Below are 14981 nucleotides of genomic sequence, written 5' to 3'. Positions count from 1 at the left end.
CAATGCATGTTCTGGTTCTCGGTGGCACGTCCGAAGCACGTCAGCTCGCGATCAAGCTGGACGGACTGCACGGCACCACCGTGACCTCCTCGCTCGCCGGCCGAGTGGCCGATCCCGTGCTCCCGGTGGGGGAGGTGCGGATCGGCGGCTTCGGTGGCGTGGACGGTCTGCGCGAGTGGATCACGGAGCACGAGGTGACGCACGTCGTCGACGCCACGCATCCCTACGCCGCGACGATGACGGCGCACGCGGTCGAGGTCTGCACGGCGGCCGACGTGGCGCTGGTGCTGGTGCGTCGCGCGCCGTGGAGTCCGCTGGCCGAGGACGACTGGATCACGGTGCCGTCGATGCCGGCGGCAGCGCAGGCACTCGCCGACCGACCCGCTCTCGCCCGCGTCCTGCTCACCATCGGCCGACAGGGCGTGCACCACTTCGCGTCCCTGGACGACCGGCACTTCATCGTGCGGTGCATCGATCCGCCCGAGGGCGAGGTCCCCGCGCACTCGAGCATTCTGGAGTCACGCGGGCCGTTCGACCTCGAGGGCGAGCGCGAGCTGTTGGACGAGCACCGCATCGACGTGGTGGTGAGCAAGAACAGCGGCGGCAAGCTCACGTCGGCCAAGCTTCAGGCCGCCCGCGAGCGCGGCATCCCCGTCGTCATGGTGGAACGGCCGCCCGTTCAGGACGACGTTCCCGTGGTGCCGACAGCCGACAAGTGCGTGACCTGGTTACTGAAGCGACGCACTCCCCGCGCCGCTCCCGACGCGGGCGATGGGATCGACGGTGTCGTAACGCCGTGACGTGAATACCCGCGGGCCGTCCGCGGTGTGATCGACCGTCGTGGTGGACGCTCCGACGATGAGCAGACAGCGCATGTCGATCGTGGCCGGGTCAAGATCCCCGAGCCGGACGACGGTCACCGATTCCTCGGGTCCCGAGACGTCGCGGCCCACGACGACGGGAGTGTCCGGGCCACGGTGCTCGAGCACGAGCGTCTTGAGCGCCTCCACCTGCCAGGTCCGCGAGCGCGAGGCCGGGTTGTAGACGGCCAACGCCATGTCGGCCGCCGCGATCGCGCGGATGCGGCGCTCGACCACGTCCCACGGCTTGAGGCGATCGGACAGGGACAGAACGGCGTAGTCGTGGCCCAGGGGAGCGCCGACGCGGCTCGCGACCGCGTTGGCGGCCGTGACCCCGGGGCAGACGCGCACGGGAACGTGGCGCCATCGGTCCTGCGCCGCCACCTCGAGAACCGCTGCGGCCATGGCGAACACGCCGGGATCGCCGGAGGACACGACGACGACCCGACCGCCGCGAGACGCGAGATCGAGTGCCATCTCGGCCCGTTCCGATTCGACTCGGTTGTCACTCGCGTGTCGACGCTGGCCGGCTCGAACGGGCACCCGGTCGATGTAGGTGGTGTAGCCCACGAGATCGGTGGCGCGGAGCAGCTCGCCGCGCACCTCCGGCGTGGTCCACTCGGCCGAGCCCGGCCCCAATCCGACGACCACCACCTCGCCCGACGCAGCGGGTTCGCTGACCACGTAGGACGGGCTCGAGACCACGGCGATGGAGAAGTACGGAACGTCCGTCGCGTCGTCGGCGGCGAGAACGCGTTCGCCGGTGGTGCTCGCGCGCTCGACGTAGCGGGCGCGGTCGATCATGCCGCTGTCGCGCAAGGCTTCGCGCACAGCGGGATACGTGCGGCCCAGCTTGAGGATCGCGGCAGAGTCGGTGTCCTCGAGTCGCCGCGTGAGTTCAGCGCGGGGCAGGGTCCCCGGCAGGATGGTCAGGACCTCGTCACCCTCGACGAGCGGTTCCCCGACCGCCGCGGACGCCGCACTGACCGACGTGACGCCGGGGATCACCTCGGTGTCGAAGCGGTGCGCGAGACGAACGTGCATGTGCTGATACGAGCTGTAGAACATCGGGTCGCCGGCGGCGAGCAGCGCGACCGAGCGACCGGCCTCGAGGTGCGCCGCCAGACGTTCGGACGCTTCGACGTAGAAGTCCGCGAGAGCGCCGTCGTACCCGCCGGGGTGGTCGGTGCCTTCCGTGGTCACCGGGTAGACCAGGTGCTCCTCGATCTGACCCTCGCGCAGGTACGGCTCCGCAGTGCGGCGAGAGATGCTCTTGCCGTGCCGGGCGCTGTGGAAGGCGACGACGTCGGCGGCGGTGATGACCCGCGCGGCTTTGACCGTCACCAGCTCCGGATCACCCGGGCCGATACCGACACCCCAGAGCTTTCCGCTCATTCGCGTTCCGTCGCAATGGCATTGACGGCGGCTGCGGCGATGGCGCTGCCACCGCGGCGGCCGAGGACGAGCAGGTGGTCGAGGCCGAGACCGGAGGCGACGAGATCGTCCTTCGACTCCGCGGCGCCGATGAAGCCCACGGGCCCACCCAGGATCGCGGACGGGCGCGGAGCGCCCTGCTGGATCAACTCCATGAGCCGGAACAGTGCGGTGGGTGCGTTGCCGATCGCGACGACGGCGCCGTCGAGGTGGTCGACCCACAGATCTACCGCTGCGGCCGTTCTGGTGGTGCCGCGCTCGCGCGCCATCTCCGGGACGTCCGGTGCGTTGAGGGTGCAGATCACCTCGTTGTCGGCCGGGAGCCGTCGACGGGTGATGCCGGACGCGACCATCGTCGCGTCGCACAGCACCGGGGCCCCGGCGCGGAGTGCCGCGCGACCCTTGGCCACGACGTCGGGTGTGGACGCGATCGACTGTGCGAGATTCACCTCGCCGCAGGCATGGATCATGCGCACGACGACCTGGGCCACATCGTCGGAGAAGGCCGACAGATCGGCTTCCTCGCGAATGGTCGCGAAGGAGCGCCGGTAGATCTCGTCGCCGTCGCGAATGTAGTCGTGCATGGCTCCACGATAGGGAGCGATGACGCGCCGCGGTCGGCCAGGGTCCGGCGCCGCGGCACGGGGGAGAGGCACCACGGATCGACACCGAATCGTGACGCTCGGTCTGTTCCGGTCGCGCTGCATCGTCCGTAACGTTGCCGAGACGAACGACCGCGGGGTCGTCGACGAGAACGGAGCCGAACCATGTTTCCGAGCGATCTGTTCGACCTCGCCGGCCACTGGCTGGTCGACAACTACGCCTTCCCGGGCCAACAGATACTGGCTATCGGTGCCACGCTGTACTACCTGATCGTGACCGCACCGGGCTCCTGATCGGATGCAGGCGGCTCAGGAGCGCTGGTAACCGCTCTCGGTCGCGACCACGTCGGTGACCTCACCGCGGGGTCGGCCACATCGGCGCTCACACCCGACCCAGTGCTCCCGGCCGTCGCCCACCTCGCCGTTCTCCACGGCGGCGTCGAGATCGGCGCGCACGTCGGAGTGCGACTTCGCGCAGCCGGGAGAGCCGACGCACGAGCTGGCCCGCACCCACGGTGACTCCGCGTCGAAGATCAGGCCCATCGGGGCCAACACTCGCACGACCTGCTCGGCGACGCCCTCGTCGAGATCGAGGAGCACGATGCCGCGCCACGGCGTGACGTGGATCGGCTTCTCGACCGCCGCGAGGAAGAGGGCGGTGCGGGCCGGCAGCACGCCGTGGGCGAGTGCGGCACCGAGCGCGACGGTGGCGTCGTCCTGCACGAACCATCCGATCGGCGGCTCCACCGACGTCTCGACGGCGACCCGAGGGTGGTCGCCGACAGCGTGATCGACGTGACCGAGCACAGCCTCCACGCCGTTCGGCATCTCCGCGATGCGCCAGTGCCCCTGCCGCTCGCGGCGGAACCCGCGTGCCGCGTCGAGCATCACCGCGACCGCGTCAGCCCGCGGGACCCGGACGCCGCTGTCGGCGCCCGCGAGGATGAGGGCGAAGGCGTCCTCGTCGACGGCGTGGACGCCGATGTCGGCGCCGAAACCCGTCACATCGCCGCGGCCGTCGTCGACCGAGAAGAGCACCCGACCCGGCAGGTCGGCCAGCTCAGGATCACTCGTGAGCGAGGTGTCCAGCGAGGACACCAGGTCGCGGACGTCGGCCGTTCCGCCGAGACGACCCGAGAGTGGCGACGCCAGGATGTTGCGGACCCGCTCGTGGGTCTCCGACGGCAGAAGTCCCGCGGCCGCGAGCCGGTCGGCCAGGTCGTCGGGATCGCGTACCGCGCGGAGCTGGACGTTCCCCCGGGAGGTGAGCACCAACTCACCGTCGGACAAATCTGTCGACGCCGCCGCGAGCACACCCATCTGCTCGGCGCTGAGCGCGCCGCCGGGCAGACGCACCCGAGCCAGCAAGCCGTCCTTCGCCTCGTGCAGTTGGAGCGCCCCGGGGCAGGCGTCCCGTCTGGTCCTGTCCCCGGCATCACTCATGCAGTCCAGGCTACGACGTACGATCATCGCGAAGCACCCCGGAAGCCGGTGAGACTCCGGCGCGGTCGCGCCACTGTGACTCCAGCGTCTCCGGAGAAGTCAGACCTGGGGTGCACACCGACGCCGACGGGGCGCGAAAACCCCAGGGAAGGCTCCACCACCGTGATCTTGCTGCTCTCGACATCCGACACCGACCTGCTGAGCGCACGTGCCTCCGGCGCCGAGTACCGCTGGGCCAACCCGTCCCGCATCCTCGTCGACGCCGATCTGCCGACGCTCATGGACGGTGTCGACCTGGTGGTCGTGCGCATTCTCGGCGGGCGCCGGATGTGGGAGAGCGGTATCGACGCGGTGCTCCGCGGCCCCGTTCCGGTGGTCATGCTGGGCGGCGAGCAGGCTCCTGATGCCGAGCTGATGGAACTGTCGACGGTTCCCGCGAATGTGGCAGCGCAGGCGCACCAGTACCTGGCCGAGGGCGGCGCGGACAACCTCGAGCAGCTCGCCTATTTCCTGTCCGACACGGTGCTGCTGACGGGCCACGGGTTCGCCCCGCCCGCCCATCTCCCCACCTGGGGTGTGCTGCGCACCCGTGCGCCTTTTGCGCATCCAGAGGTACGCGAAAGGCGCACGGGGGCAGAGCCCACGATCGCCGTCCTGTACTACCGAGCCCAGCACCTCGCGGGCAACGTCGACTACATCCATGCCCTGTGCGACGCCATCGAGGCGAAGGGCGCCCGCGCGCTCCCGATCTACTGTGCGTCGCTGCGCAGCGCGGAACCCGAACTGCTCGAGGCGTTGCGCGAAGCCGACTCCATGGTGGTCACCGTGCTCGCGGCCGGCGGAACCCGTCCCGCCAACGTGGGCGCCGGTGGCGACGACGAGGCCTGGGACGTCGCCGAGCTCGCCGCCCTCGACGTGCCGATCCTGCAGGGCCTGTGCCTCACCAGCTCCCGCGCGATGTGGGACGCGAACGACGACGGCATGTCCCCGCTGGACGTCGCGACCCAGGTCGCGGTGCCCGAGTTCGACGGTCGCATCATCACGGTGCCGTTCTCGTTCAAGGAGATCGACGCCGACGGCCTCAGCACGTACGTACCCGACCACGAGCGCTGTACGCGTGTCGCCGGCATCGCGGTCCGGCATGCTCGACTGCGCCGAATTCCCGCAGCCGACAAGCGCATCGCGCTGATGCTGTCCGCGTACCCGACCAAGCACGCCCGCATCGGCAACGCCGTCGGACTCGACACCCCGGCGTCGGCGATCGGTCTGCTGACGCGGATGCGCGAGTTGGGCTACGACATCGGACCCGTCGACGGTGACGACGCGGTGCCCGGCCTCGCCGCGCAGGACGGCGACGCCCTCATCCACGCGCTCATCGCCGCCGGTGGGCAGGACGCCGACTGGCTCACCGCCGAGCAGCTCGAGGGTAACCCCATCCGTATCTCCGCCGCGCGCTACCGACGCTGGTTCGACACGCTGCCGGAGGACCTGCGATCCGGCGTCGTCGAACACTGGGGCGAGGCACCGGGCGAGCTGTACGTCGACCGTTCGGCGGATCCGGAGGGCGAGATCGTCATCGCCGCACTGCGTTTCTCCAACGTCGTCCTCATGGTGCAGCCGCCTCGCGGGTTCGGCGAGAACCCCGTGGCGATCTACCACGATCCGGATCTTCCCCCCAGCCACCACTACCTCGCCGCTTACCGCTGGCTCGCGGCCCCGGAGGAGGACGGCGGTTTCGCCGCGGACGCCGTCGTGCACCTCGGCAAGCACGGCAACCTCGAGTGGTTGCCCGGCAAGACTCTCGGCATGTCCGCCTCGTGCGGCACCGACGCCGCGTTGGGCGATCTGCCACTGATCTACCCGTTCCTGGTCAACGACCCGGGCGAGGGGACACAGGCCAAGCGCCGCGCGCACGCGACTCTCGTCGACCACCTCATCCCGCCGATGGCCCGCGCCGAGAGCTACGGCGACATCACCCGCCTCGAGCAGTTGCTCGACGAGCACTCGAACATCTCGACGCTGGACCCGGCCAAACTGCCGGCGATTCGTCAGCAGATCTGGACGCTCATGACCGCGGCCCAGATGCACAAGGACCTCGGCCTGGAGGAACGCCCCGACGAAGAGGTGTTCGACGACATGCTGCTGCACGTCGACGGCTGGCTGTGCGAGATCAAGGACGTGCAGATCCGCGACGGGCTCCACGTCCTCGGGCAGGCTCCGCGCGGTGAGGCGGAGGTTGACCTCGTGCTGGCCATGCTGCGGGCCCGTCAGATGTGGGGCGGGGAGCGCACCGTTCCGGGTCTGCGGGAAGCGTTGGGTCTCAGCGAGGACGGCGACGAGGCCCGTACGTCGGTCGATGCCGTCGAGGAGCAGGCACGTGGTCTGGTGGCGGCACTGCACCGCGCCGACTGGTCGGTGGACGCCGTCGACGGCATCGCCGCGGGACTGCCCGACACGGTCGCCGAGATCCTCCGCTTCGCGGCCACCGAGGTGGTTCCCCGTCTGCGCGGAACCGACCAGGAGATCGACCGTGTGCTGCATGCGCTGAACGGCGGATTCATCCCGGCCGGTCCCAGCGGGTCGCCGCTGCGTGGACTCATCAATGTGCTGCCGACCGGCCGCAACTTCTACTCGGTCGATCCCAAGGCGGTGCCGTCGCGTCTCGCGTGGGAGACCGGCCAGGCGATGGCCGAGTCGCTCGTGGCCCGCTACCTGCAGGATCACGGCGAGTACCCGCGCTCTGTCGGGTTGTCGGTGTGGGGGACCAGCGCCATGCGTACCTCGGGTGACGACGTGGCCGAGGTGTTCGCACTGCTCGGCGTGCTGCCCGTGTGGGACGAGGCGTCGCGCCGCGTCACGCACCTCGAACCGATCGCTCTGGACGAGCTGAAACGGCCGCGTATCGACGTGACGGTCCGCATCTCCGGCTTCTTCCGCGACGCGTTCCCGCACGTGCTCGCGATGATGGACGACGCCGTCCGCATGGTCGCGAGCCTGGACGAGACCGACGAGCAGAACTACGTGCGTGCGCACGCACAGGCCGATCTCGCGGAGCATGGCGACGACCGCCGGGCCACCACCCGCATCTTCGGATCCAAGCCCGGCACGTACGGCGCCGGACTGCTGCAGTTGATCGACAGCAAGAGCTGGCGCAGTGACGAGGATCTGGCGCAGGTCTACACGACGTGGGGCGGCTTCGCTTACGGCCGCGGACTGAACGGCGTCCCGGCAGCGGACGACATGCGTTCGTCCTACCGGCGCATCGCGGTGGCGGCGAAGAACACCGACACCCGCGAGCACGACATCGCCGACTCCGACGACTACTTCCAGTACCACGGCGGCATGGTGGCGACCGTGCGTGCGCTCACCGGAACGTCTCCCGAGGCGTACATCGGCGACAGCACCCGCCCGGAATCGGTGCGCACCCGCACGCTGCACGAGGAGACGTCCCGCGTGTTCCGTGCGCGCGTCGTCAACCCGCGCTGGATGGACGCGATGCGGCGGCACGGGTACAAGGGCGCATTCGAGATGGCTGCGACGGTCGACTACCTGTTCGGGTACGACGCCACTACGGGAGTCGTGCAGGACTGGATGTACGAGAAGCTCACGCAGGAGTACGTCCTCGACGAGACCAATCGGAAGTTCATGTCGACGTCCAATCCCTGGGCGCTGCACGGAATCTCCGAGCGACTGCTCGAGGCCGTGGAACGCGGCATGTGGGCGGAACCGGACCCGGCAGTGCTCGCGGACCTCCGTGCGGCCTACCTCGAGAGCGAAGGCGAGCTCGAGGGCGACTGACCGGCCTATCCTGTCTCGTATGAGCAACCCGTTCGGTGACGTCGGCACCGCGAAGTACGTCCTCCTGACCACGTTCACCAAGGACGGCACCCCCAAGCCGACACCGATCTGGGCGGCGCTCGACGGGGACCGGCTCCTCATGTGGACGCAACGGGAGTCGTGGAAGGTCAAGCGGATCCGCAACACGCCGCGCGTCACGGTGGCCGCCTGCGACCGCAGTGGAAAGAACGTGGGCCCGGCCATGGACGCTGTCGCCGAGGTGCTGGACGACGCAGGCACCGCGCGTACCCGCGACGTGGTGATCGAGAAGTACGGCATCACCGGCCGCATCGTGGTGACGATGAGCTCGCTCTTCAAGGGCAAGAGCAGCACCGTCGGGTTGGCGCTGCGCGCGGCCTGATTCCGTGTCGGTGGTGTCGGTTACTGTCTGATCAGGTCGTCGGGGGGCGGTCTGATCGGGGCATCACCGGGGGGTGAATTCGTGTACGACGCAACAGTTTCCGTCGATGTGTTGGTGTCGGCGAAGGTCGACGCCCAGGCCTCGTTCGCCCGGACCGTGTCAGCATCGTGTGCGTACGTACAGGAGTCGTCGCGTCGGCCGGCGGTGCTCGGTCCGGGCGGGGTGTTCGACGCCAAGGCTGCTGAGATCTGTGCGGTGGCGGAGGTCGCGGCGGCGTTGGCGGTGTCGACGCGCACGGTGACCGAGTGGCTGTTCCTGACCCGCACCGCGCATCCTGCGGTGGCGGAGGCGTTCGATGCGGGCCTGTTGGCGTATGCGGCGTTCCGGACAGTGTGCCGATCCCTTGCCGGGGTTCCGAACGCCACCGAAGCACTGTTACAACGGGTGATCGCTGCCGCATCGAGGTGCACTCCGGGTGCAGTCGCAGCGGCGGTCGACCGGATCCTCGCGGAGTTCGACGCGGAATGGCACCGGGAAGCGCGTGAACGGGCGACGCGGGAGCGGTCGGCAACGGTGCGGAAGCTCCCGCGCGGTCAGGCCGAGCTGACGATTCGTGGTCCGGCCGACAAAGTCGCAGCAATGTGGCGGAACATCGCCGCTACCGCCGCACGCGGGGTGACCGATCCGACGTCGTTGCCGGCTCGGTTGTTCGACGCCGCGCACGCGCTCTTGACCGGGGCCGTTTCGGGTACGCCGGCCCGTGCCGTGATCGTCCTCGATGCTGCCACCGCAGCAGGGTTGGCGGGGGAACCCGGCCACCTCGTCGGCTGGGGACCGGTACCAGCTGATGTAGCCCGGAGAATTGCCGGGGATGCGACGTGGCAGGCGATGATCACCGCCGCGGAGGTCGCGGAACCGCGGGTGGGGTGCAGTTGCCCCTGCCCGGAGCACGACCCACCCACAATCCCCGACCCACCGGCCCCGCCGGTGCCCGCCGCCGGTCGAGAAGTCCGCCGAACTCGCCGCATGTCGGCAGGGTGGACCCCCATCAAGGGGAAACTGGGCAGCACGAAAAACCTAAAACTCCGGGAGCAGGTCGACTATCTCCGCACGCTCCCACCATCGGCGGTGGACCGTGCCGTCGACAACCCCGACGGCCACGGGGGCTTCGCCCTACCCCCGGCCGGGGCGTTGACGTACCGCCCGTCCGAGGCGATCGCCGCCCTGGTGACAGCCCTGTATCCGACATGCATCCATCCGGGGTGTGCTGTGTCCAGCGAGGACTGCGATCTCGACCATGTCGTCCCGTTCGACCACACCGACCCGGAGAGAGGCGGATGGACCGTCACCGGCAATCTCGCGCCGCTGTGCCGTCGGCACCACGGCCTGAAGACCCGGCGGCAGTGGCACCACCGCATGCTCCGGGACGGGATCGTCCATGTCCGCGACTCGCACGGCACAGACTATTTCACCGCACCCGGCGAGTGAGGCCCCTCCTACTGGGCCGCGCTCACGGACGACATGTGGAAGTCGGGGATCCGCATCGGGGGCATCGCTGCGCGGGTGAACCAATCCGACCACTCACGCGGCAGGGTGGGAACGGTCGTACCCGCCTCTGTCGCGCGGCGCAGGATGTCGAGCGGGCTCTCGTTGAACCGGAAGTTGTTCACGGCAGCAGTCACCCGGCCGTCCTCGACCAGGTAGACGCCGTCCCGCGTCAACCCGGTGAGGAGCATGGTCGTCGGGTCCACCTCGCGGATGTACCAGAGCGTCGTCAACAAGAGTCCTCGTTCGGTGCGCGCGACGAGGTCGTCGACGGAACCGCCGGCGCCGCCCACCATGACGAGGTTGTCGCCGGGCACAGTGGGTGTGGTCCCGAATTCTGCTGCGGCGGAACGCGGGTAGGCAAGGGAGGTGATTGCACCGTCGCGGATCCAGTCGGTGCGGCCGGCGTCCATTCCGTTGTCGAACACCGACACCGCGTCGCTCGAGGATCCGGTGACCACGAACGGGGCGTACTCGAGGCCGTTCTCGGACGGGTCGGAGTACAGCGTGAGACCGAGGTGTCCGAGCACCTCACCGACGCGGGTGCCGCCGCCGGGAGCGGACAGGGCGGTGCGGCCCTCCTGCGCGCCCCGGCCGTCCATCGACCACAGCAGATCGATCATCAGATCGGCGACCGCGGACGGTGGGAGGATCGTCTCGTAGCGTCCCGCGGGAAGGTCGACGGTGCGGGCGGACCAGTCGAGCCGGCGCGTCAGTTCGGCCAGGGACGCATCCAGATCGATGTCGCGGAAGTCTCGGGTACCGGTGCCCACCCAGGCACTGGCACCGCCCGAGAGACCACCCCTCTTACCGTTGATCTCGAGCGACCCGACAGGTTCGACGACGCGCCGCCGCACCCCGGTGGACGTGCCCAGCCACACGGTACGGACCGTGTGATGCGCGAAGCCGTACAACGCATCGGCTCCGTCGAATCCCCGCGCCAGGCCGGGTACCACGGAGTCGAACACGTCGATCCCCGTGCGGAGCGGGACGTCGCCCCAGCCGGAGTCCGGCGTCGGGGCGCCCTCGACGAGGGGCATCGCATCGGTGGCGGGCTGAGCCGCACGAGCGGCGTCCTCGGCGGCTGCCACGACGCCGGCGACATCATCCGGATCCATGCTCGTGGACGAGACCGTTCCCACCCGCGCCGCCGTGCCGTCCCGCACGATCGAGACGACGGTCCAGGACCTCGAGTCACCCACGCCGTTGGTGGTCATCGAGTTCCCGGCCCACCGCAGGGATGCCTCCGAGATGTCGGCGACGATCACGACGGTGTCCGAGACGGTGGCGTACGACAGCGCACGCTCCACCAGATCGTGGCCGCCGAGGGGAGTGCTGACGCTCACTGACCCGCCTCCGTTCGTGTGTTGAGGACGTTGACCGAACGGAAGAGAGCAGCGGGGCAGCCGTGCGACACCGCCGCCACCTGACCGGGCTGCGCCTTGCCGCAGTTGAACGCGCCGCCCAGACGCCACGTGGACGGTCCGCCCACCGCCTCCATCGAGCCCCAGAAATCGGTGGTCGTCGCCTGGTACGCCAGGTCCCGGACCTGGCCCGCGAGAGCCCCGTTCTCGATGCGGAAGAAACGCTGGCCGGTGAACTGGAAGTTGTAGCGCTGCATGTCGATCGACCACGACTTGTCGCCCACCACATAGACGCCGTGCTCGACGTCGGCGATGAGATCGTCCACGCTGCGATCGACGTGCGGGTCCGGTTGCAGCGACACGTTGGCCATCCGCTGGATCGGGACGTGATGGGGCGAGTCCGCGTACGAGCACCCGTTCGACCGCTCGAGTCCGAGGCGGGGCGCGAACACCCTGTCGAGCTGGTAGCCGACGAGAACACCGTCACGCACCAGATCCCACGACTGCGACGCCACGCCGTCGTCGTCCCACCCGATGCTGGACAACCCGTGGCGTTCGGTGCGGTCGGCGGTCACGTGCATCGACTCACTGCCGTAGCGCAGCGTGCCGAGCTGGTCGGGCGTCGCGAAGGACGTTCCGGCATAGGCGGCCTCGTACCCGATCGCACGGTCGTACTCCGTCGCGTGGCCGATGGACTCGTGGATGGTGAGCCACAGGTTGGTCGGGTCGATCACCAGATCGGTGAGCCCGGGCTCCACGCCGGGAGCCTTTGTCTTCTCGGCGAGCCAGTCGGGGATGCGCGAGAGTTCGTCGTCCCAGTCCCACAGTCCGTCGGCGCCGGTCCCGTCGGAGGTCAGGTACTCCCAGCCGCGTCCCGTCGGGGGAGCGAGGGTGCGCATCGAATCGAAACCACCGGACGCGGAATCGACGGACACGGCGTCGATCTGCGGGTGGAGCCGTACCCGCTGCTGCGTGATGCGTGACCCGGCGATATCGGCGTAGAACGTCTGCTCCTTGACCTGCAGCACGGAGGCACTGACGTGATCGACGCCGTCCGAGGCCAGCAGACGACCGGAGTACTCGCCCAGTAGGTCGACCTTGTCCGAGGTGGGGACGTCGAAGGGATCGATCTCGTAGTCCGACACCCACGACACGTTCTCGTACACCGGTTCGGAGGCGAGCACGACGGAGTCTCGGTTCAGGTCTCGCAACGCCTGTGCGACGAGCACGGCGCGCGAGGTGACGGAGACTGCCTCGTCCACCGACAGCACGGCTCCCGATGCGAAGCCCCAGGTGCCGTCGACGACCACCCGGACCGCGAGGCCGAGCGTCGTCGCCTCGACACTCGACTGCACCTCGCCGTCGCGGAGAGCGAGCGACTGCGTCCGCAAGCGATGCACCCGCAGATCCGCATGCGTGGCACCGGACGCACGTGCCGCTGTCAGCGCCGCATCCGCGAGCGCGTGCAGTGGCAGGGCGACGAAATCGCTGTCGACGTCTCTCACATCGGTGACGCTAGCCGAACTGTTGCCACCCGAGTCGGATGACGAGCGCGAACACCACCACCAGCAACACGATGCGCACGAACCCGGCGCCCCGCGAGATCGCCATGCGTGAGCCGACCAGCGAGCCCGCGACGTTCGCGACGGCCATGGCGAGGCCGAGCAACCACAAGACGTCGTCGGTCGCCGAGAAGTACAGGAGGGCGCCGATGTTGGATCCCAGATTCAGCACCTTCGCCATCGCCGCGCTGCGCACGAACTCCGTGCCGAGCAGGGTGGCGAACGTGATGATGAGGAAGGTGCCGGTGCCCGGACCGAGGATGCCGTCGTAGAACCCGATGCCGACGGCGGCCACCACCACCACGATGGTGATGCGGCGGCGCGTCGGCGGATCACCCACCACGACGCCGACGGTGGGGCGCAGCGTCACCAGCACCGCGACGCCGACCAGCACCACCAGCACGATGGGAATGAAGAGGTCCTTGTCGATGAGGCTGACGGTGGCGGCGCCGAACGCCGCGCCGACCGCGGCCACCACTCCGGCGGGTGCGAGGAGCCGCCAGTTCATCGGGACCTTGCGGGAGAAGGTCAGCACCGCGGCGGTGGTGCCGGCGACGGAGGCCAGCTTGTTGGTGGCCAGCACCGTCTGCTGGGTCGTGGCCGCCGGCGTGACCAACAGGAGTGCGGGCAGCAGGATGAGCCCGCCGCCACCGACCACGGCGTCCACCCACCCCGCCGCCAGCGCGGCAGCCAGCAACACCGACCAGTCACCAGCACCCATGGCGGACATTCGATCACAGCTCCCGCGCTACGCTTCGACCACGATGCGCCGATTCAGCGAATGGCTCCGCCACCGTCCGTTCGCGGTCGACTGTGCGCTGGCGGTGTCACTCTTCCTCATCGAGTTCACGGCCGTCGCTGCCGTGCAGCAGCCCCTCGTCTACGTGGCGATGGCGGTCGCCGTGTCCACGCCGATCGCCTGGCGCCGCCGCTACCCTGTGGCCGCCGCCTGGACGGCGCTCGCACTCGGCCAGGTCGCGACTCTGATGGTGTGGGCATCGGAGGAACCGCGCACGCTGCCGCCCGGGCAGCTCGGCTTCGTGGTGATGCTCTACACGCTGGCCGTGTACACCGACCGGCGCACGACCCTGCTCTTCGCGCTGGGCCTCGCGGCCGACATCGTCGTCGTGCGACTCGTGCTCGGGTCCGACTGGACCTCCACCATCTTCTTCGTCCTCCTCTACGCCCTGGCCTACATCACGGCGGAGTTCCTCGGGACTCGCCGGGCCTACGTCGCCGAGGTCAGCGCACGGCTCGCCGTCGCCGAATCCGATCGTGACCGACGCGCCGTCGAGGCGGTGTCCGCCGAGCGCACCCGCATCGCCCGCGAACTGCACGACGTGGTGGCCCACGCCGTGAGCGTCATGATCGTGCAGGCGGACGGGGCGTCCTACGCGCTGCGGTCGGACCCGGAGCGGGCCGCGGCGGCACTCGCGAACATCTCCGCGACCGGCCGCACCGCACTCACCGAACTCCGACGCACGGTGTCGCTGTTACGGACAGACGAGTCGTCCGAGTCCCACCCCGAGTACGGCACCGCGGCCCTCGCCAAGATCGTGGAGTTGATGCGGGCCGCCGGTCTGCGGGTGTCGATCGAGCAGACCGGCGAACTCGACGACCTGCCGCCGGCGGTGTCGCTCGGGGTGCACCGGCTGGTGCAGGAATCGCTCACCAACGTGCTGCGCCACGGCGGCGAGCGGCCCCGAGCCGTGGTGGCCGTGCGCCGCGAACCGTCCGCGGTGACGGTGTCGGTGATCAATTCCTCGGACGACACCGGCCCGGCCGTCGACATCCACGCCGCACCCACCACCAGCGGCTTCGGCGTCATCGGCATGCGCGAACGCGTCGCCGTGCTGGGCGGAGAGCTCCGCGCCGGTCCGCTGCCGGACGGCCGGTGGCGCGTGGCCGCGACGCTGCCCCTCGAACTGAAGGCCGCGCTGGGCGTCGACCAGGACCACCCGGACCGCTAGGTT

12 protein-coding genes are annotated in these 14981 nt (G+C 69.6%); 6 read left to right on the top strand and 6 right to left on the bottom strand.

Annotated elements, in window-relative coordinates:
- Window positions 1-2 precede the first annotated feature (2 nt).
- Window positions 3-800: a cobalt-precorrin-6A reductase gene (locus tag QRN16_RS04590; RefSeq protein WP_285184817.1), complete on the top strand. Its 798-nt coding sequence runs from the start codon at window positions 3-5 to the stop codon at window positions 798-800.
- Here the strand turns inward: QRN16_RS04590 and cobJ are convergent.
- A complete protein-coding gene (gene cobJ, locus QRN16_RS04585; protein WP_285184815.1) occupies window positions 729-2255 on the bottom strand; it encodes a precorrin-3B C(17)-methyltransferase in 1527 nt (508 codons plus the stop codon). The genes QRN16_RS04590 and cobJ overlap by 72 nt on opposite strands.
- Window positions 2252-2878, bottom strand: coding sequence for a precorrin-8X methylmutase (locus tag QRN16_RS04580; protein WP_056444549.1), 627 nt, complete (start codon window positions 2876-2878; stop codon window positions 2252-2254). The genes cobJ and QRN16_RS04580 overlap by 4 nt, the downstream gene beginning before the upstream one ends.
- A 183-nt stretch (window positions 2879-3061) precedes the next feature.
- Between QRN16_RS04580 and QRN16_RS04575 the strand changes: the two genes are divergently transcribed.
- A complete protein-coding gene (locus QRN16_RS04575) occupies window positions 3062-3190 on the top strand; it encodes a hypothetical protein (protein WP_261775611.1) in 129 nt (42 codons plus the stop codon).
- A 15-nt stretch (window positions 3191-3205) separates the two neighbouring features.
- Here QRN16_RS04575 and cobG read toward each other — a convergent pair whose 3' ends face one another.
- Entirely contained in the window at window positions 3206-4339 is a 1134-nt protein-coding gene (cobG, locus tag QRN16_RS04570) for a precorrin-3B synthase (RefSeq protein ID WP_222648933.1), read from the bottom strand.
- Between the two features lie 162 nt (window positions 4340-4501).
- Here cobG and cobN point away from each other — a divergent pair, with 162 nt between their 5' ends.
- The 3 genes from cobN (at window position 4502) to QRN16_RS04555 (ending at window position 10025) form a co-directional block, all read left to right on the top strand.
- Window positions 4502-8137, top strand: coding sequence for a cobaltochelatase subunit CobN (gene cobN / locus QRN16_RS04565; RefSeq protein ID WP_285184807.1), 3636 nt, complete (start codon window positions 4502-4504; stop codon window positions 8135-8137).
- Between the two features lie 19 nt (window positions 8138-8156).
- On the top strand, window positions 8157-8537 hold the full coding sequence (locus tag QRN16_RS04560) for a PPOX class F420-dependent oxidoreductase (RefSeq protein ID WP_285184805.1): 381 nt from the start codon (window positions 8157-8159) through the stop codon (window positions 8535-8537).
- 81 nt (window positions 8538-8618) lie between these two features.
- Window positions 8619-10025 carry an HNH endonuclease signature motif containing protein gene (locus tag QRN16_RS04555; protein WP_285184803.1) on the top strand — a complete coding sequence of 469 codons (1407 nt, stop codon included), beginning with the start codon at window positions 8619-8621 and terminating at the stop codon, window positions 10023-10025.
- Window positions 10026-10033: 8 nt separating this feature from the next.
- On the opposite strand, the gene QRN16_RS04550 is transcribed toward QRN16_RS04555, so the two are convergent.
- Genes QRN16_RS04550 through QRN16_RS04540 form a run of 3 tightly spaced genes read right to left on the bottom strand, consistent with a single transcriptional unit; the run spans window position 10034 to window position 13729 of the window.
- Complete coding sequence (locus QRN16_RS04550) at window positions 10034-11428, bottom strand: metallopeptidase TldD-related protein (RefSeq protein ID WP_222648926.1); 1395 nt, start codon at window positions 11426-11428, stop codon at window positions 10034-10036.
- Window positions 11425-12951, bottom strand: coding sequence for a TldD/PmbA family protein (locus QRN16_RS04545; protein ID WP_285184799.1), 1527 nt, complete (start codon window positions 12949-12951; stop codon window positions 11425-11427). The genes QRN16_RS04550 and QRN16_RS04545 overlap by 4 nt, the downstream gene beginning before the upstream one ends.
- Window positions 12952-12961: 10 nt before the next feature.
- Window positions 12962-13729, bottom strand: a complete 768-nt coding sequence (locus QRN16_RS04540; RefSeq protein WP_222631166.1) for a TSUP family transporter — start codon at window positions 13727-13729, stop codon at window positions 12962-12964.
- Window positions 13730-13772: 43 nt separating this feature from the next.
- On the opposite strand from QRN16_RS04540, the gene QRN16_RS04535 reads away from it, so the two are divergent.
- Window positions 13773-14978, top strand: coding sequence for a sensor histidine kinase (locus QRN16_RS04535; protein ID WP_285184796.1), 1206 nt, complete (start codon window positions 13773-13775; stop codon window positions 14976-14978).
- Window positions 14979-14981: the final 3 nt, after the last annotated feature.

The organism is Rhodococcus sp. MEB041, assembly GCF_030208955.1.
Classification (GTDB): domain Bacteria; phylum Actinomycetota; class Actinomycetes; order Mycobacteriales; family Mycobacteriaceae; genus Rhodococcoides.
This window is presented reverse-complemented; position numbering and strand designations above follow the sequence as displayed.

Bases quoted from the DNA above. Each gene is read 5' to 3' on its own strand.
- QRN16_RS04590 (WP_285184817.1), top strand. From the start codon at position 3: ATGCATGTTCTGGTTCTCGGTGGCACGTCCGAAGCACGTCAGCTCGCG.
- cobJ (WP_285184815.1), bottom strand. From the start codon at position 2,255: ATGAGCGGAAAGCTCTGGGGTGTCGGTATCGGCCCGGGTGATCCGGAG.
- QRN16_RS04580 (WP_056444549.1), bottom strand. From the start codon at position 2,878: ATGCACGACTACATTCGCGACGGCGACGAGATCTACCGGCGCTCCTTC.
- QRN16_RS04575 (WP_261775611.1), top strand. From the start codon at position 3,062: ATGTTTCCGAGCGATCTGTTCGACCTCGCCGGCCACTGGCTGGTCGAC.
- cobG (WP_222648933.1), bottom strand. From the start codon at position 4,339: ATGAGTGATGCCGGGGACAGGACCAGACGGGACGCCTGCCCCGGGGCG.
- QRN16_RS04560 (WP_285184805.1), top strand. From the start codon at position 8,157: ATGAGCAACCCGTTCGGTGACGTCGGCACCGCGAAGTACGTCCTCCTG.
- QRN16_RS04540 (WP_222631166.1), bottom strand. From the start codon at position 13,729: ATGGGTGCTGGTGACTGGTCGGTGTTGCTGGCTGCCGCGCTGGCGGCG.
- QRN16_RS04535 (WP_285184796.1), top strand. From the start codon at position 13,773: ATGCGCCGATTCAGCGAATGGCTCCGCCACCGTCCGTTCGCGGTCGAC.